The organism is Rhodopirellula bahusiensis (assembly GCF_002727185.1).
Lineage (GTDB): Bacteria > Planctomycetota > Planctomycetia > Pirellulales > Pirellulaceae > Rhodopirellula > Rhodopirellula bahusiensis.
The window spans coordinates 124,612-143,773 of record NZ_NIZW01000016.1 but is presented as its reverse complement, the minus strand read 5'-3'; the positions used below and the strand labels follow the sequence as shown (position 1 = coordinate 143,773).

Sequence of the window (19,162 nt, the reverse complement as noted above, 5' to 3'; positions counted from 1 at the left end):
GTTCGGCGTCTTCATGTCTAATTGAATTGTCTCGTCGGAGGTTGCTTTCGATGGATCGCTGTTATCAATCCGGGCTCGCTCGGAAATTGCCCGCTTTGGGTGTTGCACTGCTGGCAGTGGTATTCACCGTCGCGGCGGCAATCCCTGCTCACGCTGACAAGCCCGACGCAACCGGTCTGTTCACCGAGTTTCCGCTTGATGGATTCGGAGCGGTTGGCAACACAGCGTTGCAAACCGACGAGCCCGCCGAGGCCACTGCGACGTACTTGGCCATTGGCGATGGCGAAGTCAAACTGCAGGTGCAGGTGAAACTGCAACCGAAGTGGCACCTCTATTCCACGACCCAGCCCAAAGGCGGACCCAAGCCAACCAAGTTGAGTTTGGTTGATGCGGATTCGGTCAAAGTAACGGGCGTTTGGAAGAGCGACCGTGAACCTCTTCGGAGTGTCTCGGAAGACTTCGGTGGAATCACCGTCGAAGAATTCGAAGACGAAGTCACGTTCACCGCCACCGCCAAAGTCGCGGGTGGGAACGAAGCAATCTCGCAGCTTGGCGAGTTGAAGATTCGCTTGGATGCATTGGCGTGCCTAACCGGTGGCGCATGCATGCCCGTGAACGAAACCTTGACCGCAAAGCTTGTTGGCAAAGTGCCATCGGCAGTCACCAAGCCGACATCGCAAACGATGGCGTCGACAATCTCGAATGACCCGGCAAGTCTGAAGAAACTTCCGGTCGATCCCAAGCAAGCTTTTCGCGACCAAGATTACGTCGTGCGTTGGGAAGCGATCAACTTGACGCCTGAGTTGGAACCCGGCCAAACCGGACTGCTTCGCTTCACCGCGATCCCCGATGCGGGATACCATGTTTACACGTCTTCGGTGAACGACGAGCAATCCAAGACCAACTTCGTGGTCAGCGAAAAATCGGATTTGAAAGTCGGGGCTCCCCAAACGAAATCACGTGCGGTGGATTATGACTTGTTGCCCGGCGTGACCTATCACAAGGGCAACGTGACTTGGACGTTGCCGATTTCGATTCCAGCGGAAGCTTCGGCGGGCCAGCACAAGCTGGTTGGCGGGATCGCTTATCAAGCTTGCACAGACGACAGTTGCCAGCAGCCCAAGGCGATCGAATTTCAAACGGTTGTGAACGTGGCGGGCTCGGCTCCCGCAAGTTCGCAACCCAAACCGATGAACGTCGCTGCGAAGAAACGCATGCTGGTCTTGGATGATGCGGCGACACTCAAATGGGTCGACAGCGATGTATCGCCCGCTCTGAATGCCAGCACAGAGCCAGCTAGCACAGAGCCAGCTAGCACAGAGCCAGCCGCGGCCAAGCCAGAAACAGACGGCACGTCGCGAGTCGCGATGGCCGATGCGTCGACGAGTGGTGCTGCGGCTGCGGGTGCGGCTCATGGCGTCTCCAGCGAGACGGCCGGTGACGAAGCCGTTTCCGATGACAAGGAGAAAGCCGGCACGGCCTTCGGCACGACACTGTTGTTTGCTTTCATCGGCGGGGTGATTCTGAATTTCATGCCCTGTGTTTTGCCGGTTGTCGGTTTGAAGGTGATGAGCTTTGTCCAGCAGGCTGGCGAAGATCGCAAACGAGTCTTCTTCCTCAACTTTGTCTACGCGGTCGGAATTTTGTCCGTGTTCGCGGTCCTGACCGCGCTTGCGGTCGTGTTGTCGTTCAATTGGGGGCAGCAGTTCACGTATTTCCCAGTGCGGCTCGGCCTGACTTTGCTGATGTTCGCGATGGCGCTGAGCTACCTCGGTGTTTGGGAAATTCCCGTCCCCGGAATGGCGGCGGGCAAGACCTCACAAGCTTTGCAGCAACGCGAGGGCTACACCGGTGCATTCTTCAAGGGCGTCTTTGCAACCGTGTTGGCAACGCCCTGCAGTGGACCGTTACTTGGCGGCATCCTGGGACTCACATTTGCGTTGACCAGTCTGCAAACAACAGCGGTCATCATGACGGTGGGTGTCGGTATGGCACTGCCCTATCTGATGATTGGCATTTGGCCGTCCTTGGTGGCTTGGTTGCCAAAGCCTGGCACTTGGATGGAAACGCTAAAGGAGTTTCTCGCGTTTTTGTTCCTCGGAACGGTTGCGTTCTTCTTCAATCAATTCAGTGACGGCGACAAGCTACCCGTGTTCGTAGCCTTGATCGGAGTTTGGTTTGGTTGCTGGATCATCGGCAAGGTTCCCAGTTGGAGCAGCCTGCAATCGCGATTGTATGCGTGGTCGGGCGGCGTGGCCTCAGCCATGATCATCGGGTTCGCCGCGTTCCAATGGTTGGGGCCCGCACCTGAACCAGCCGAAGGTGTGAAGACGATCGCGTGGCAACCTTATGACGAAGCCAAGTTGAATCAGTATCAAGCGGAAGGACGCACGGTCATGATTGACTTCACCGCCAAGTGGTGCGTGAACTGCATCGTGAACTACAACGTCGCTCTTAACACCGAACCGACTCGTCAGTTGATCGAAGAATTGGACGCGGTGCCGATGTTGGCCGATTGGACGGACCAAGATGCTGAGATCGAGGCAAAGCTCAAGGAGCTGCAAAGTCGATCGATTCCGGTGTTGGCAATCTATCCTGGGAAGTCACCTGCCGAGCCAATCGTGCTGCGTGATTTGGTCTCGCAGCAGATGGTGTTGGATGCTTTGGAAGACGCCGGTCCGAGCGTGTCAGGTAGTGCAGCGAACGTCGCCATTCGTGATCGATCGAATGCAAACGCTGACGATCTGAGTATGGCACCCGCCGTGGCTGGAATGGCAACCCGGTGACATCCGAGGCGGATGACACCATCGCCGCGATTGCTTCGCCGATGACTCCCGCACCGCGCGGGATCGTTCGGTTGTCGGGCCACGACTGCGTCGATGTGCTGTGCCGCATGGACGTGTTGAACAAGGACGAAGCCACTGGTCGACGTCCGTTTCGAAGCTCGAAAAAGCTCGCTCTCGGTGATCCGCTTGGTGCGATCGAGGTCGATGTGATGGTTTGGCCCACGCAGCGCAGTTACACGGGCCAGCCATCGGCGGAGTTGCATCTGATCGGATCAGCACCGCTGCTGCAGTCCAGTTTGGACGCGGCAATTCGGGCGGGGGCGAGAGCTGCTCGTCCAGGCGAATTCACCATGCGATCGTTCCTGGCCGGGCGTCTGGATTTGACGCAAGCCGAAGCGGTGCTGGGCGTGATCGAAGCGGAGGATCGCGGCACGCTCGATCAAGCGCTCTCGCAATTGGCCGGCAATCTTTCGCGACCGTTGCAAGCGGCTCGCTCGACTTTGTTGGACCTGTTGGCCGATGTCGAGGCCGGGTTGGACTTTGTCGACGAAGACATCGAATTCATTTCCGACGAAGCACTGGTCCAACGGCTGGGCGAACTTCAGTCGCTGCTGTCACAGACCCGTTCGCAACTCAGCGATCGTGGTGGTGCGTCGCCTACGATTCGCGTTGTCTTGCGAGGGTTGCCTAACGCGGGCAAAAGCAGATTGCTGAACATGCTGTCTCGCACCGAGTCGGCCATCGTCACCGATCAAGCCGGGACGACTCGTGATTTGGTGACCGTTGAATCGAGCTGGGGCGGTCATTCGTTTCAGTTGATCGACACGGCGGGTTTGGAATCTCGCGAAGAGTCTGACCCGGAGGCACCGATCTCTCAGGAAGCTCAGCTGCAAGCGGCGGAAGCGGCACGCGGAGCCGACGTGCATATCTGGTGCATGGATGCGACTCTTGGCGACGGTTTTGAATGGTTGAAACATCCCGACGCGGTCCTGCCGGATTCGAAACGATCGGCGGAGTTGATTTGTGTTGCGACCAAGCGAGATTTAGTGCCGGCAGGCTGGGACGGTGATTCGATGCAGGCTGATTTGGCCGTGAGCAGTGAGTCGGGTGCCGGTGTTGAATCGCTGATCGAACGGTTGGTTGCATTCGCAGAGAGACGTGACGCGGGGGAAACGGGCAGCGTGATCGGCACCGCGGCACGTTGCCAAGACTCGTTGGCTGCCGCGATCGATCATTTGGGCCAAGCGGTTCAGTGGACCGAACAATCGGCGGGGCATGAACTGGTTGCCGCGGAGATGCGTCTTGCTGTTGAGGCGATCGGTGAAGTGACCGGCCAGGTTTACACGGACGATATCCTGGACCGCGTGTTCGGACGATTTTGCATTGGCAAGTAGTTCGCTTGTAGGGGCTGAATAGTATCAGCCGAAGTTCGCTCTCACCGGTTTTCGCGATGCAACCAGGCCTAACGGCCATCGGCTAACGGGTGCAGTTTGGAAAAGTGATTTGACCTGCCGGCCACTGCACGAAGGTCGCCGAATGCCTACGATGCCATGTGAGGTGAGCGAGTACATTCCCTTGAAGTTGAACGGAGAAGAACGATGACCGAGCGAGCTGTGTTAGCGGGTGGTTGTTTCTGGGGTATGCAGGATCTGATTCGCAAGTTGCCTGGCGTTGAGTCGACCCGGGTGGGATACACCGGGGGCGAGGTGCCCAACGCGACGTATCGCTATCATGGCAACCACGCCGAAGGGATTGAGATTGTCTTCGATCCTGAGAAAACGAGTTACCGTCGCTTGCTCGAGTTCTTCTTCCAAATCCACGATCCAACGACGCCGAACCGCCAGGGCAATGATCGCGGTCCGTCGTACCGTTCCGCGATTTACTACGTTGACGAGGCACAGAAGCAAACGGCCATCGACACGATTGCGGACGTGGATGCGTCTGGGCTATGGCCGGGGAAAGTGGTCACCGAGGTCGAGCCGGTGAGCGACTTTTGGGAAGCGGAACCGGAGCACCAGGACTATCTCGAGAAGGTGCCCAATGGATACACGTGTCACTTCGCTCGGCCTGATTGGGTGCTTCCCAAACGAGCGGCCGCGGAGTGACAAGCGATTGATCACTCTTCTTCGTCGGCAGGTGTGGCCGTTGGATCATCGACCGGAGCCAAGATGGCTTCGATTTCGATTTCTTCCCCCTTGCGAATCACCTTGAATGTCTGGGTGGAGCCAACAGGTTGCCGTTCAATCGCTTCGCGAAGATCGATCGGTTTGCTGAATTCTTGGCCCGCGAATTCCGTGATCACATCCAACTGTTTCAAACCTGCTCGATCGGCTGAGCTGTCGCGAATGATCTGATAGACCAGCACGCCCATGCCCTCGGTCAACTGAAACGTTTTTGCCATCTTCGCTGTCAGTTCCACCATCGTGATTCCGATCGTGGAACGACGAACGGTTCCGTGCTGAGCCAATTCGCGAGCGATCCATTTGGCTTGATCGATCGGCACGGCGAAACCGATGCCTTGGTAGCTTCCGTTGCGAGTCGCGATGGCGGTGTTGATCGCGATCACGTTTCCATCCAGGTCAACCAACGGGCCGCCTGAGTTACCCGGGTTGATCGCAGCGTCGGTTTGCAGCAATCGACTGCGGCGGATGCGTTCGAGAGATCGGTTCTTCGCGCTGATGATGCCGGCACTGACTGTTGCATCCAGTTTGAATGGACTGCCGATCGCGAGCACCCAATCGCCGATGTCCAGGGTTTTTGAATCTCCGTACTGGGCGATTTTCAATGGTTCGCTGGACGTGACTTGAAGGACTGCGATGTCGCTGGCGGGATCGCCGTGGACTTTCTCCGCCTTCAATTCGATTTCACCGGGCAGTTGAACAACGACCTTCTTCGCATTCGCGATCACATGATTGTTCGTCATCACCCAGTAGATCGATTGGTCGCTCTCTTCGTCGCGATCAGCTGAGTCAGCGAAAGGATTGATGATTACGCCGGAGCCCAGGCCGCTGAGTTCGAACTCACCGTCTTCGGATTGCTTCGGAGGTGTCGGGCCGACTGGATCGTCAGGTGATTCTTCATCGCTTTCTTCCTCCTCTTCATCCGGCGAATCGCCAGTGAAGGATTGGTTCTGCCCGTAGGAGAACACCGTCACGACGGACGGGTTGGCTTCCCGAGCCGCATCACGGAACGCTCGCGAAAGTGAGCGGGCGCTGTCTTGAGCGGTTTCGTCCGCGTGGACGGCGTGCAGACTGGTGAACAATGCCGCGATGGTTAGCAATGCGAGCAAGGGGAGTTTTGCCAGCGAGCGATTCGGTTGGGTGGTCACCGTTCTGGGGGCCGGGCGGGAAGCGTCAATATTCAAAAGCATTGCGGGAACACTTGGAACCAATGGAGGTGGTTGGGAGGATCTGACATGTTAACGCGCCCGATTCCGTTTCGGACTGGCGGAACGGCCGGTATTGGGAACGCGTTGTGTTAAAATGCGACGTTGACGCTGCGATTGCCGAGGGCGATGGCGTCCGAGGTGCTCTCGATGCGTGTTGTCGCATTGCTTCACGGAATTTTCTGGGTACTCTATTGGGACTTGATGGCGGAATCTGCACCTCTCTTCGGCGAGCCTACTTCCTTGTCTCTCTATCCTGCCATGACCGATGTTCATAGTCACGTGTCTGAAATCGATCCGCCTAGCGATGAAGATGTCCAGCGATTGATCCAGGCAGCCATTTCGGCTCGCGATCACGCTTATGCGCCTCAAAGTCACTTTTACGTCGGGGCCGCACTGCTGACCCATGACGGTCGCATCGTCGAAGGATGCAACGTCGAAAACGCGAGCTATTCGCTGACACAGTGTGCTGAACGCACCGCTGTGTGTACCGCCGTGGCGGGTGGTTACCGGATGTTCCACGCGGTTGCGATCGCCAGCATCGGTGGCGCGATGCCGTGCGGAGCCTGCCGACAAGTGCTGGCGGAATTTGGATCGGACTTGTTCGTCTACACGATCGATGTGATCGATGGTGACCAACAAATGCGCCGTCTGTCTGATTTGTTGCCTGACGCGTTTTCGACGTCAAACATTCCAAAGCGATAAACGCGGACGCTCCTGTAATTTCGCTGACGATGGTGTTTGGGCGACAAAGTGTCCAAGTGAACGCTCAGGTCAATTCAGTGACTTTGCCATCGCTGTCGGCAAATGATTCGGCGGGCACATCCAGTTGCTGAAGCATGGTGACGAACAGGTTCGACAGCGGGCGATCTTCGTGTGAGATTTCTTGCTGCCACGGTTCGCGGCCACCGTCCCATGCACCACCCTGCGGGCTGGCACCCGCATTGTTGAGATATTGCCCGTGCTTGAATCCCATGTTCTTGCCGCCGGCCAGAATCAACGGGTAGTTGCGAGACAGGTGGAAGGCACTTGATGCGGAGCCAAACAGCAACAGCGTGTTGTCCAGCATCGATCCGCGTCCGGCTGGCTCTTCGGTCGCTTTGAGCTTGCCGACAAAACGTCCGAATTCCTCATTGAGGAACTGGCAGTAGATCGCGAAGTTTTTCCAACCACCCGGGTTCTTGGTTTCGTGTGAGAGTTGGTGCGAGAGGTTCATACCAACCGCGCGTGCCAAATGGTCGCTGATGCCCACCCCATTTTCACGACCGATTTGATAGGTGGCGACGCGCGTCGAATCGGTTTTGAACGCCAAGTAAATCATCTCGAACATCGTCTGCAGATACTGACGCGGTTCGTCCGGAGTCAGGTTGAGGTTCAAGTGATCGGCGTTCACGGTCGGTAGAGGCGTGTTGAGCCAATGCTTTGCCTTTTCGACTTTGATCTCCGCTTCACGAACGGAGTCGAGGTATTCATCCAAACTGGATTGGTCGCTCGATGAAAGTGTCTTGCGAAGCGACTGAGCATCGGCCAGCAGGTCATCCAGTGCACTTTGGCTGATAGCAAGTCGGCGGGCGGCGTCCTCATCGCTCTTGACGAACAACATGTCAAAGATGCGTTTGGGCCGGTTCTCCGCTGGGATGGCTCGACCGTTTCGATTGAACGAAAGTGTGTGTGTGCCACGTGGTGTCCCGGTGCCGCCATCGGTCGACATGACCAATGAAGAATACCGGGTTCGGTTGCCCACGTGCTCTGCGTAGATCTGGTCGAGCGAAATGTTGTTCTTGTAGGGACCGTTGGATCCTGTGTCGGCGGCGGTCAAGAATTGGTCGGCGTTGGAGTGCCCGTGGACACTTCTTGATTTGGGGTGTGAGAATCCCGACAGGATGCTGATCTCATCTCTCAGCGGCTCCAGCGGTGACAACGCCTTGGTGAATGTGAAGTCGTTTCCGGCGCCGTGTGGGAACCACGACCAGTCTTGATAGGCCGGGTCTTTCGCCAGCGGCATGGGCACGCCATCGGGAAAGTAGAAGCACGCCAATCGTTTGGGATCCGCAGGCGTTTCCGATGCTCGCACGGCGGACATCGCAACGGATTCGAACAGAGGCAATGCCAAGGCCACCCCGGTTCCGCGAAGAAAGCGACGTCGGTCCAAGCCGTTTAGATTCAGTGTCATCAAAAGTTCCTTCAGGACGGTGATCTTGGCGAGAGCAGTTTGCGCGGGTGCAAAAGGGGACGGGGGTCATTTTGATTGGAACAGGTCGCTGGCGACCAGTTGTTGGATCATCGTTCCGAGGCCATCGCCACGTTGGCGGACTTCGGCGGTGATTTGATCGACGTGGACATGATCCGAAAACGTCAGCGGTCGTCCCAGTGCGTAGGTCGCCAGTTTGTGGACCATCGCGCGAACGAATTGGTCTTGGCGATGTTCGAGCAGGTAGCGTTTGAGGCCTTCCACACCGTCGAGTTCTTGTTGATTGAACAAGGTGGCAGATGCGACGACAGGTTTTCCGCTGATCGAATCTCGCCAACGGCCAACCGCGTCGTAGTTTTCAAACGCGATGCCCCAGGGGTCGATCTTCGAATGACAAGACATGCAAGCGGGATGGTTGCGGTGATCTGCCATCCGCTCGATCAACGTCATTTTCGCGATTTCAGGATCGGCCAAGTCAATCTCAGGGACCGCGGGCGGTGGCGGAGGCGGCGGATCGTTCAGGATGCTCTCCAGCAACCACACGCCGCGTTTGAGTGGGTGTGAGTCGGTGCCGTCCGAGTTCATCGCGAGCAGGCCGGCCTGTGTGAGCAAACCACCTCGTCGTGGATCTGAGTTCAGCGACACTCGGCGAAAGTGATTGCCATGGACGTTCGGGATTTGATAGTGCCGAGCCAATCGTTCGTTGACCATCGCGAAATCGGCGTGGATGAATTGCAGGACGCTTTCGTTTTCGTGTAGCAGTTCGTGAAAGAACGCGATCGGTTCCCGCTGCATGGCTTCTTTGAGCAGCGGGCTGAGTTTGGGCTTGGTTTCTTTGACGTTGAGGAAGTCCAGCAGTTGCAAGTCGAGCCACTGGTGGACGAAGTGTTCGCTGAAGCGTTCCGCCTTTGGATCCGCCAACATGCGATTGACTTGAGCGCTGAGTTGCTCGGCGGATGACAACTGGCCATCTCGCGCCAGTTCAAGCAGTTCCGTATCGGGAACGCTGCACCACAAGAACAACGCCAACCGCGTCGTCAGTTCATTGGACGACAAACGGTCGGCAGTCTCGGCAGAGTTGTTGGTTTCGGCGGAGCGGACGACATATAGGAAGTTGGGCGACGAGAGAATGGAGGCAAGCACTTCCGAGATCGCTTCTTCCATCGATTCGCATTGATCGCGAATTGCGTTGAACAGTTTGAGTTTGCGTTCGAGTTCGGCCTCGGTCGGCGGACGTCGCCAAGCTCGATGCATGAACGCGGCCAAAACTTCTTTCGCGTAAAGCGGTTCGTTGTCGTGATGTTTGCTGGCGATGAAGATTTGTTGGTGCGATTCAGGTGGCCAGTGATCATTGACCGGAGCGACCACTTCAACATGGTCGATTTGAATGGCGGATTTCGAGACCGAGCTGTTGATGAACCGGATGTACTCCGACGGACTGGGCATCGATCCCATTTTCGACACACCGCGGACGGAGTTGCGTGGGTAGATGTCGCCCAGCGGAATGTCCCACTCATAGATTTGCGGTTCATCCGGTGATGCTTCCACCAGTTGGTCGGCGCCGCTGATTCGCATGTCGGCACGGCCTTCGTTGCTGGCTCGCCATCCGAATTCCAGTTGCAAACTGGGTGGATGCGATTCGCCGGATGAGTCCTCTTCAGGCAGCCAAGAGGCACGGACACGAACTCGCATGACGCCTTGGTTGGGGAGTTGGTCACCCAGTTCGACAATCAGTTTTTGATTGCGTCCGCCGGGCAATACGGCGACGTGGTCGAACGTGGGCGGCATGACTCGCGGTGCATCTTCGGACGTCATGGCATAGCGTGCACCGTTGTAAGCCCAATTCGCCGAGACCTTTTGCCCGTTGGTCAGGTTTCGGTAGTGGGTGTTTCGCGGAGTCGTTTGAAAGGTTGCTCGGAGAGCGTCGACTTCTTGTTTTTGCTTGTCGGGATCGTCTTTGAATTTCTCGGCAACCTGATCGAGTTTGGACTGTTGTTGGTGCCTGTCGACTTGGCTGTTCTGCTTCATGCTGATGCTCCAGTGCACTGGAGCGGGGCGGTCGCCCAGCACGATGGCTCGGTCGAGAGCTTGCCGAGCGAGTTGGCGATAGGTGTCCAACTGCTTGACGGTCATGTGCAGCATTTCAGAACTGTTTTGAAAGCCGTCGTCTGAGTGAGCTTCGGGCGGCAAGTCTTTCGCGAATTCGTAGGGTAGGCCGAGGAGATCTTGCAACGCGTGGTTGGTTTCGTAACGCGTCAAACGACGGAACGAGGAATGGCCGCCGGTGGCTCGCCGAAACGTGGACGCGACTTGAATTTCGCCCGACAACCATTCCACGACGGTGCTGCGATCATCGTCGTCCATGTCGACTTCGTCCGGCGGTGGCATCTCGCCATTGCTGAGGACGGCCAGGACTTCCACCCACCAATCGACGTCGTCGCCTTTCAACAGATTGGGGTCGAGCGTGTCGACTCGAATGTTGCCCTCTTCATTCCCGGGACCATGGCAGTCGACGCAGGACTCTTCCAAGATCGGTGCAATGACATCGCGGAAAGTTTGCAGGTCAGCCTTGGGCGTTTTCGTTTTGGCCGGACGGGAAGTGGGCTCGAGGTATTTCGAGTGGCTGGCGCCGGTCCGCTTGATTTCTTCCAACGACCGAGAAGGTGCCGAAGCGGGGGATCGCTCTTCCGCGGCTAGGAAACTTCCCGACAGGCACACCACGCACAGCAATGTGAACTGTGCACGCGCATTCGCATGGAATGGTTGAGCGAACATGGGCGGGGTTTGGGAAGGCGGGAGGGAGGAGCGTCCAGGAAGGCGATCTGTCAACGATGAGACGGATGCCAACTCGGAGTAAAAGCAAAAGGCGGGGACTTTCTACGCTCGATCCGGTGGAGTTTCATTATGCGCGGTGGGGCAAAGCGTTTCAATCGAAACAGCCATGAAGTTGCCAATCAGACGGATGATTGAGGTCGCGAAAAATCCACCAACGTGTCCCGTTGTCCAGTTCCACTCGGAAGTAATCGCGGCGAACCATCGGGCCTTGCCACCATCGTGTTTCGATTCGTTCGGGACCCCAATGTTGATGCACGTGCCACACTCGGCCACGAAAACGAAACTTGGGTGGAAACTGGTTTTCACCGACGGGGTCTTTGCCATGGCCCAACGGTGTGAGCCGCTGAGGTGTTGAATGCAATTGAAGCGGCCGACGTCCGGCATCATGGGCGGTTGGCACTCCGTTGCGAATTCCGCCGCCGTGACGAGCGTTGGATTCGTCGTGCGACTCGGTAGCGGAAGTGCCTTTGGATTTTGGCCGACGCCGCGGTCGGGCGGTTGCGAGTTTGCGACCCTTTGTTTGTGTCAGCGGAAAATCGGTGACGGTGTCCTCAGGCAATGGATCACGATTGAGCCGGACCCCTCGCACGGATTCTTCGCCCAGTCGCCCGCTCAATGAATCGATCAAACGAGCGATGTCGGTTTGACGTGTCCAATCGGTTTGGGTGTCGTTTTCGAAGCCGGGCCCGAAGATGGACGGTTGGGTACTGGCCAGCATCGCGTCTTGCAGCACGTCCAGCCGGAGGTGCGAAACCTTGGATTGGCAGGCATGCGATTCAAACGCGCCGATCATCAGATTGCTGAGGTGATTCAGGTCCAGCGTCGGCGAGAACAGTCCAGATTCCAATGTCACCGACGGCGACTCGGTGAAGTCGAGTTGGCATCGCAAACGCAGCACGCCTCTTCCCAAGGGACGCAAGGACGCGGTGGCGGAATCGATCAAGCGAATGATGCGATCACGAATCAGGTCGACCGCGTCGGTTGGGTATTCCAGTTCAAGTGCGGCGGTGTGTTCGGTGGGAATGTCGATTGCGAGGATGGGTTCGTCGACTTCGCCGAGTGCTTGGGCGATGCGGTTGCACAACCCTTGGCCAATGCGAGTGGCCAATCCGTTGCGTGGCAGTTGCAATAGCGAGCCGATGGTTTCGATGCCCAATCGTTGCAAGGTTTCCACATCCGTTGGGTTCAAACGCAAAGCGGATGGCGGCAACGTTTGCAGTGCTTCGCGGGTGCGATCGGCGGGTGCCAAGAAGAAGTCAAAATGGCTTTTGGCGGGGGCTTTGTTTTGAGTTTGAGACGGCGCGTGGGTTGCCAAAGCCCAGGCTGCGCCGAGCGTGCTGGCGATGGCCAAGCGAGCTTTCAGGTGACGACGTTTGAGAATGGTGGCCGCGGCGGAGAGCAACCCTGGTTCATCGTCGAATAAATGAGTGACGCCTTCGATCTCTGCCACGAGCGCTTCGGGGTCATGGCGAAAGCGTCCAGCCCATTTGAATCGGTCGAGTGTTTCGAGTGCGATCTGCGGGCACAGATGGCTTTGCAGTTCCGTCGCCAGTGAGTGCAACGCACGGCGATCAGCGACGCGATCGTGTTCGTCAATGATCGCCGCTGGGATGGGCGAGACGTTCTGGTTCGCGACGTTTCGGCTGGAGTTGTGTTGATCGGCCAGCGTGCTTGTGATGTCGACGGCTTGTGCGATCGGCATGCCCAAACGCACACCCATGGACGCTGCGCGTGAGCAGTTTGCTGCCACGATTCGTCCGCGACGCGGGTCGGCGTGCCAGAGGATTAGCGGTGCGGTGGCGGTGGCTTGGGGGCTGGGAGGGTGAACGCTGAGTTCAGGCTCGGCCCTCCCCTCGCTTCGCTCGACCGTCCCAGAGGGAGGGTGAAGTGACGAGAGGCGGATGCTTCGCTCGACGCTCCCGGAAAGAGGGCGGAGTGAGGAAGGGGCGACGTTTTGATCGGACTTCTCGGAGGGAGCTTTATCCTGCGGCGCGGCGTTTGGGTTCTCGTGGAGGATTCTCTCGGCGCGTCGACGTTGGACGGGCCAGTTGGGCAGCCAAATGCACAGCAGCCTTTTCATGAGTGTTTGCCGTGGATGTGTCAGTGGTTGCGGTGTCACCAGCCGGGTTCGAGTGGGAAACAGGGTTCGAGCGAGCAGCGAGGAAGGGCCGCGAATCCAAATCGTGCAGCATCGCGTCGGGAGTGACGGCCAAGAAAGCTTGTCGGGCCACGCTGGTTTTGGCTCGGGGCATCGTCACGTGAGTCACCCGGAGATCACGATAGCGACGAAGGTTGATGGGTGGCAAAGCGGAACGTGATCGGGGAAGCGGAACGATTTGTTCGGGCTTCGCTGGAACCGATCGAACGTGCCAGCGAACCGATGCAAACGATGGTTGTCGGCCTGCCGACGCGGTCCGCACGAGCAGGCCTGGTGTTTGCCCGGTTTCAGCGGCGAGCTGCAATCGGCGAGCGTCTCGGTCGTTCAGGTTCCATGGCAACATCGACCACACCGCGGCGACGGAGCCACAACGCAGGGCTTGGTCGAGCGTCCACACCGCGTCACGCCGGTTGGTGACTCGGCACCAAACGATTCGCTCCGCGGGGATGCCACAAGCGACTGCGGCGGGCGCATGAAAATGGCCGCCGGGATCGACGACGATCATGGGCCCGTCGTGGTGAGCGTGGGTCGGCGGATGATCGTGGTTTGGTGAATGACGCTGGGGAGCCGTTCCCAACATCTGGGCCGCGGCGAGCAAGGAAAGCGTGCCTGCTCCGCCGCCTTCGGTTTCTGCGATCCATTCATTGATCGTGCCCCGCCGCATCCCGCCGCCGGGCAACCACGAATCCAACGCCGAGGAACCGGTCGAAAACCGCGGGGTGGAATTGGTGGTGACAAGCGGGTCAGAGATCGCTTCGGTTTGGCGACGCAGTTTTTGCAGCAAGCCTTCGCGGGTGCTGGGTTGCTGCTCGGCCCTCCCCTCGCTTCGCTCGACCCTCCCAGAGGGAGGGTGAAGTAAGGAAGAGGGAACGCTTCGCTTAACGCTCTCGGAGGGAGAGTGAAGGTTGGAAGCACTGGGATTCGCCAGGCCAGAAAACGGCTCGACTCTCTTGGAAGGAGAGGGAGTCTGGGGGGCTGCGTGACGACGCTTGGGGATTGAGGTTACAGTGGAAGGAGCCACTGGTTCTTCCCAAAAAGCAAAGGTTTGCTGTTCGGGAGCCTGCTCCAACACGCTGGTTGACGCGGTCAAAGGGCGTGGAGCGGAGATGTTTTCGGTGGAAGTGCTGTTCGGCATCGTCTTGTTGCCTGCCTCGTTTGGTCAGTCCATTGATCCTAGCAAACATTTGCTAGCAAATCCCTTTTTTCGCGAGAAATCACCCTCGCCGATTTCACATGCTCCAGAAAATCCGCTGGTTTTTGTCGTTGGCGGCCGTCTTGGTCGTCGTCATCGTGGCGTTTCAAAACCAGGACGCGGTGCCACTTACGATTCTGTTTTTCAGTGGTGAATACCCACTGACGTTGCTGCTGCTGGGCTTTTCCGGCGTCAGCTTTGTGTTGGGGTGTTTGATGACCGCTTGGAGAATCCGCAGTCGCCACAAGGCTCAAGCGACCCGGGAATCCGAAGCCAAGAAAGCTTTGGCGTCCGAATCCAAGAAACCAGAAGCTTCTGTGAAAGAGGCGTCGTCCACGAAGAAGAAAGGGATCGCGGGCAACGAATCAGCCGAAGCTTCCATCGGCTTGGATCAGGAAGCGACCTGAACGTTGTCGTCAGCGGCGTCAAAGTCACTGGCCTTTTGTTGCGAGGCGGCGCGGCGTCGAGCAACCAAGTCATGGCGACGCAAAACGGCTTGGGCCAGATCGCCGATTCGCTGGATGGGACGTTCGGTGGAAGCCCGTTGAGCTTCGATCTGTTCTCGACCTTCGCGAATCAGAGCGGCAAGGGCCAGCAGCGTGTTGTCGGACCCATTGGAGGTGTTGTTGGTTTTTGGTGCCGCGGCCGCTGGTGCCGGTGCGATCACGGGGGAGATCGGTGCGATGGCGTCGAAGAGAGAAAGCTGAGTCATTCGAAAAACCTTCGTCAGTGGGGCGGGAGGCCGGAGCGACGTGCGGGTCACGTCTCACTGAAAAGATTGTTCGCAAGGTCCGTGACACGTTTGGTCACGCGGGAACAGCGTCGGATTGTGACGGTTGTTTTGGATTCACTGGCAGGGGGTGATCGATCTCCCCGGTTGTGCGTAAAGTGTTTGCCTTGAGTGACTTGGGGAATTACTGTGGCCGCTGCTTTCTGCCCGTTGTGGCTGCCGGTGCATTGCAATTGCGTGGCGGACACGGCGGTTGATTTCTAATCTTCCCCACACCTTGCCACCCCAGTTTGTTGGCTTGCCGACGGTCTCCACTGCCGTTGATGAGCGATCTGGTGCGTGAGCGCTGCACCTTCGGGCGTTCCCTTGCTCTGGAAACCAACACCTTCGTCCGCCGTTAAGCAAACCACTCGCACCTGGGCCGTTTCATTGGCCGCCGTGGGTTCGATCGCTTTGGCAACGTCGCTGGTTTGCGTCGTGACCGAAACCACTCGCTTGATGTTGGTTTTGTCATCGATCGGCCGCGCCGAGATTGCTTGGATCAACTCAGGCGTCGCGGCAACGTTGTCGGTGGCAACGATCGCATATGCGTTCCCCATTTTCTCGCGAGCCTTTGGTGAGCGGGCGAAACACTGGTTTCCCACGCTGACTCGTCGCAAGTTGCGGTTGTCGGATTTGGCGACCGAGCGACGCGCGCTTCGTGGATGTCTGATCGTGCTCGCAGCATTTCCACTGCAAACGAGTTTGGCTCACTCGGTGATGGTGCGATCCACCCGGGGAGACACCTTTGAGCCGATCGTGTCGGCCTGGTGGTTCCTGTTGCTGGCGATTGTGATGATGGCCGTGGGGGCACTGGTTCACTTCCGATTGCCCCAGATTTACTTGAAATGTCGTTTTGAATCGTTGCTTAACGGGCTTCGACATTACCCACGCGGTGTTGCACTTCGAAGTTTCATCGCCCAGTGGGACAACCCAACCCGCGAGATTTACACGGCGTGTCGAGTCAGTCGCAGAGTCGCGTGGGCCTATCGCGTGGGCATCTTGATCTCCGCCGCGTGCTTCACCGCCGCCGGTTGCTTGCTCGCACGAGTCGAGTTGCCTTGGATGCTTGATGAATTGGGGACCGTGATCGCGATTGCCAGCGTTTTCAGTTTGTGGCCGACCGCGACGCGAATGGTGAACTGGAGCGGTCTGGTTTTGGACCCCATTTGCGGGGACCCAGACGAATTCGACGATTACGAGTGAGACCCACCCTCGTGTGAATTGATGCACACGGGTGAAAACCTGCTGAGTCGGCTACAATTGTCCACGTCATTGCCAAGAGGCGATCAACGAGACGTTTGACGGGACCAGGAGGCAGACGGTTGGAATTCCTCGAAATCGAATGGTGCACGCCGTTGTACCAGGAGGCATTGGATCTAAGGCATCGCGTGCTGCGCGAACCGCTGGGGCTCCGATTGACGGCCGAGGAATTGGACGGCGAATACGCTGATTTGCACTTTGGATTGCGGAATGGAACGGAGAATCTGGCGGCGGTCTTGTCAGCGAAACTTCTGACGTCCAGTGCGGTCAAACTGCGGCAAATGGCGGTTGATCCGGACCAACAAGGCGAAGGTCTCGGTGCAAAGTTGTTGGTCGAAGTCGAGACCGCGTTGGAACAACGGGGGTACACCCAATTTCAGTTGCACGCCCGAGAGACCGCGATTGGCTTCTACGAAAAAGCGGGCTACACCGCGGTGGGAGAAACCTTCACGGAAATTTCTCTGCCGCATCGAAAGATGGTGAAGCCTCATGACGACGCCTGAACCATCCACCGCCGACCTCGTTTCGGATTTGATGAATCGTTGCCGTGTCGCCTCCTTGGCCACGCAAATGTCGGGCGTGGATTCTTCCCCGCGGCCGTACGTGTCGCTCGTCACGGTGGCTCGAGTTGGCGAGACGTCGATCGCGATGTTGCTGAGCGGATTGGCAAAGCACACTCAGAACTTAGCGAAGTGCCCTGCCGTATCGCTCTTGTTGTGCGACCAGACATCACCCGATGCCGACCCAATGGCTGCGGAACGCGTCACCTTGATGGGCCAAGTCGTTCGCTTGCCTCATGAAGATGATATGAATGTTCGCGATGCCTTCTTGCAGAAACACCCCAATTCGCGAATGGTGGCGGGGTTTGGGGATTTCTTTTTTCACCTGATGCACATTGAAGAGTGTCACGTGATCGCGGGATTTGGGCGTATCGAAACGCTCCCGTCTTCTAGTCTTCGGGTTTGACGGACCCGACCTGTTCCTATTTCGCTTCTCCCCGTTTTGATCGATCGTTCATGAATTCACCGTCTTTTCCTTCCGACGATGCAGCGGAGAAGCAACCTGGATCTGAGAACTTGTCCAATTTTCGTGTGGCCAACCCACCTGATAGCGCGCAGCTGACTCAGTTTGTGACCACAATCAAGAACGCGGAACAGCAGGTCGGCGAGAACATCATCGAAGCGTTGAAGCATCCAGGTTGCGTCGCTGTGTTGACCACCGCGGTCTTGGGACCGGATGGTCAGCAACGTGTCTTGTCGATGGCTCTGGACTCTGATCGCATGAGCCAAGTGCAAGAGATCCTCGACTCCTCCGTGGAAGAACGTGAAGACGAAGAACGTTGCTATGGTTTTCATTGCTTGGTCAAAACAAAGGCCGAAAAGGGACAACCGGGCACCGACCAGGCAGGCATCGAACAGAAAAGCATGGACCAGGCAAGCACAGACAAGGCGGAACAAACTCGAACGAATTGATTGAATCCGGCGTCTTTTACGAAGCCCTGGTTCAACCGGAACTCCTTTGCATTTCACTTGTCCTCTCATCTTGAGTGATTCGTTTTGTATTCTCCTGCTCAACAAGTGACGCCTGAAACGGAAACGTTGACAGCGTCCCAAAGTCCCAAGTCCAATTTGCCGGACGAGCTGCAGCTCCCTTGGCGTCATCTTCAAGAGGTTTCCACGCGATTGCGTCAGGTCATCCGCGGGAAAGATGATGTGATCGAGGCCGTCTTGATCGCACTCTTGGCGGAAGGATCCGTGTTGCTCGAAGACGTCCCTGGCGTGGGCAAGACGACGCTCGCGAAATCTGTTTCGCGACTGATCGATCTGGAATATCAACGTATTCAGTGCACCCCTGACTTGTTGCCGGCGGACATCTTAGGTGGCCCGATCTACTTGCAGTCCAAAGGCGAGTTTGAGTTTCGACCCGGACCGGTGTTTTGCAATCTGTTGGTGGCGGATGAAGTCAACCGAGCTTCACCGCGAACGCAAAGTGCGTTGTTGGAAGCGATGGCGGAATCTCAGGTCACGATCGATGGTGACCGCTATGACTTGAAGCATCCATTCATGGTGATTGCGACGCAGAACCCAGCCGGATTCGAAGGCACTTTCCCGTTGCCGGAATCACAGCTTGACCGGTTTTTGTTTCGTTTGTCGATGGATTACCCCGACACGGATAGCGAAATCGATTTGTTGCTGGAGCAATCCGAAGCTGAACCAGTCGAAGGTCTGCAGCCAGTCATGCAGGCCGAAGAGCTGACGCACTTGCAAACCTGGGTGCGTCAAATTCAAACGGATCGAAAGGTCGCGGCCTATGTCGTCGCCTTGGCCACCGCGACGCGACAAGATTCTCGATTGCGTGTGGGATGCAGTCCACGGGGCAGCAAAATGTTGATGCGTGCATCCCAGGCTCGCGCTGTGTTGATGGGCCGTGACTTTGTCTTACCCGATGATGTGCAGCAATTGGCAACGGCGGTCTTGGCTCACCGAGTGAGCACGCGTCACGGAACCGCGACATCGAACGAGAGTCGTCAAATCGTTGCGTCCATCGTGGATCAAGTCCCCGTCCCGGTTTGAAAGGTGACCA

At 57.4% G+C, this 19,162-nt stretch carries 16 protein-coding genes; 10 read left to right on the top strand and 6 right to left on the bottom strand.

The window, feature by feature from the left end:
• Nucleotides 1–41 precede the first annotated feature (41 nt).
• The 3 genes from CEE69_RS20225 (at nucleotide 42) to msrA (ending at nucleotide 4,891) form a co-directional block, all read left to right on the top strand.
• Nucleotides 42–2,786 carry a protein-disulfide reductase DsbD family protein gene (locus CEE69_RS20225; protein WP_099262419.1) on the top strand — a complete coding sequence of 915 codons (2,745 nt, stop codon included), beginning with the start codon at nucleotides 42–44 and terminating at the stop codon, nucleotides 2,784–2,786.
• Nucleotides 2,783–4,180: a tRNA modification GTPase gene (locus CEE69_RS20220; protein WP_099262418.1), complete on the top strand. Its 1,398-nt coding sequence runs from the start codon at nucleotides 2,783–2,785 to the stop codon at nucleotides 4,178–4,180. The genes CEE69_RS20225 and CEE69_RS20220 overlap by 4 nt, the downstream gene beginning before the upstream one ends.
• A gap of 204 nt (nucleotides 4,181–4,384) precedes the next feature.
• Nucleotides 4,385–4,891, top strand: coding sequence for a peptide-methionine (S)-S-oxide reductase MsrA (gene msrA, locus CEE69_RS20215; protein WP_099262417.1), 507 nt, complete (start codon nucleotides 4,385–4,387; stop codon nucleotides 4,889–4,891).
• Nucleotides 4,892–4,902: 11 nt separating this feature from the next.
• On the opposite strand, the gene CEE69_RS20210 is transcribed toward msrA, so the two are convergent.
• The gene (locus CEE69_RS20210; protein ID WP_233215453.1) at nucleotides 4,903–6,114 is read right to left on the bottom strand and encodes a S1C family serine protease; all 1,212 of its coding nucleotides are present in this window, start codon (nucleotides 6,112–6,114) and stop codon (nucleotides 4,903–4,905) included.
• A gap of 318 nt (nucleotides 6,115–6,432) precedes the next feature.
• Here CEE69_RS20210 and CEE69_RS20205 point away from each other — a divergent pair, with 318 nt between their 5' ends.
• On the top strand, nucleotides 6,433–6,876 hold the full coding sequence (locus CEE69_RS20205) for a cytidine deaminase (RefSeq protein WP_099262463.1): 444 nt from the start codon (nucleotides 6,433–6,435) through the stop codon (nucleotides 6,874–6,876).
• Between the two features lie 64 nt (nucleotides 6,877–6,940).
• On the opposite strand, the gene CEE69_RS20200 is transcribed toward CEE69_RS20205, so the two are convergent.
• The 4 genes from CEE69_RS20200 to CEE69_RS20185 all read right to left on the bottom strand — a co-directional run bounded on the left by CEE69_RS20200 (nucleotide 6,941) and on the right by CEE69_RS20185 (nucleotide 14,139).
• Entirely contained in the window at nucleotides 6,941–8,344 is a 1,404-nt protein-coding gene (locus CEE69_RS20200; RefSeq protein WP_099262415.1) for a DUF1552 domain-containing protein, read from the bottom strand.
• Between the two features lie 66 nt (nucleotides 8,345–8,410).
• Nucleotides 8,411–11,137, bottom strand: coding sequence for a DUF1592 domain-containing protein (locus CEE69_RS20195; protein WP_099262414.1), 2,727 nt, complete (start codon nucleotides 11,135–11,137; stop codon nucleotides 8,411–8,413).
• Nucleotides 11,138–11,288: 151 nt separating this feature from the next.
• The gene (locus CEE69_RS20190; protein WP_099262413.1) at nucleotides 11,289–12,917 is read right to left on the bottom strand and encodes a Y-family DNA polymerase; all 1,629 of its coding nucleotides are present in this window, start codon (nucleotides 12,915–12,917) and stop codon (nucleotides 11,289–11,291) included.
• A 259-nt stretch (nucleotides 12,918–13,176) separates the two neighbouring features.
• Nucleotides 13,177–14,139, bottom strand: a complete 963-nt coding sequence (locus tag CEE69_RS20185) for an ImuA family protein (RefSeq protein ID WP_099262412.1) — start codon at nucleotides 14,137–14,139, stop codon at nucleotides 13,177–13,179.
• Nucleotides 14,140–14,588: 449 nt separating this feature from the next.
• Here CEE69_RS20185 and CEE69_RS20180 point away from each other — a divergent pair, with 449 nt between their 5' ends.
• A complete protein-coding gene (locus tag CEE69_RS20180; RefSeq protein ID WP_099262411.1) occupies nucleotides 14,589–14,954 on the top strand; it encodes a LapA family protein in 366 nt (121 codons plus the stop codon).
• Here the strand turns inward: CEE69_RS20180 and CEE69_RS20175 are convergent.
• A complete protein-coding gene (locus CEE69_RS20175) occupies nucleotides 14,939–15,259 on the bottom strand; it encodes a hypothetical protein (protein ID WP_099262462.1) in 321 nt (106 codons plus the stop codon). The genes CEE69_RS20180 and CEE69_RS20175 overlap by 16 nt on opposite strands.
• Before the next feature lie 357 nt (nucleotides 15,260–15,616).
• On the opposite strand from CEE69_RS20175, the gene CEE69_RS20165 reads away from it, so the two are divergent.
• From CEE69_RS20165 to CEE69_RS20145, 5 genes are all read left to right on the top strand, one after another.
• Nucleotides 15,617–16,522 carry a hypothetical protein gene (locus CEE69_RS20165; RefSeq protein ID WP_233215450.1) on the top strand — a complete coding sequence of 302 codons (906 nt, stop codon included), beginning with the start codon at nucleotides 15,617–15,619 and terminating at the stop codon, nucleotides 16,520–16,522.
• Nucleotides 16,523–16,641: 119 nt separating this feature from the next.
• On the top strand, nucleotides 16,642–17,082 hold the full coding sequence (locus CEE69_RS20160) for a GNAT family N-acetyltransferase (RefSeq protein ID WP_099262409.1): 441 nt from the start codon (nucleotides 16,642–16,644) through the stop codon (nucleotides 17,080–17,082).
• The gene (locus CEE69_RS20155; RefSeq protein ID WP_099262408.1) at nucleotides 17,069–17,545 is read left to right on the top strand and encodes a PNPOx family protein; all 477 of its coding nucleotides are present in this window, start codon (nucleotides 17,069–17,071) and stop codon (nucleotides 17,543–17,545) included. Before CEE69_RS20160 ends, CEE69_RS20155 begins: the two co-directional genes overlap by 14 nt.
• 50 nt (nucleotides 17,546–17,595) lie before the next feature.
• Nucleotides 17,596–18,051, top strand: coding sequence for a hypothetical protein (locus CEE69_RS20150; protein WP_233215449.1), 456 nt, complete (start codon nucleotides 17,596–17,598; stop codon nucleotides 18,049–18,051).
• Between the two features lie 105 nt (nucleotides 18,052–18,156).
• Nucleotides 18,157–19,152 carry an AAA family ATPase gene (locus CEE69_RS20145; RefSeq protein ID WP_099262461.1) on the top strand — a complete coding sequence of 332 codons (996 nt, stop codon included), beginning with the start codon at nucleotides 18,157–18,159 and terminating at the stop codon, nucleotides 19,150–19,152.
• Nucleotides 19,153–19,162: the final 10 nt, after the last annotated feature.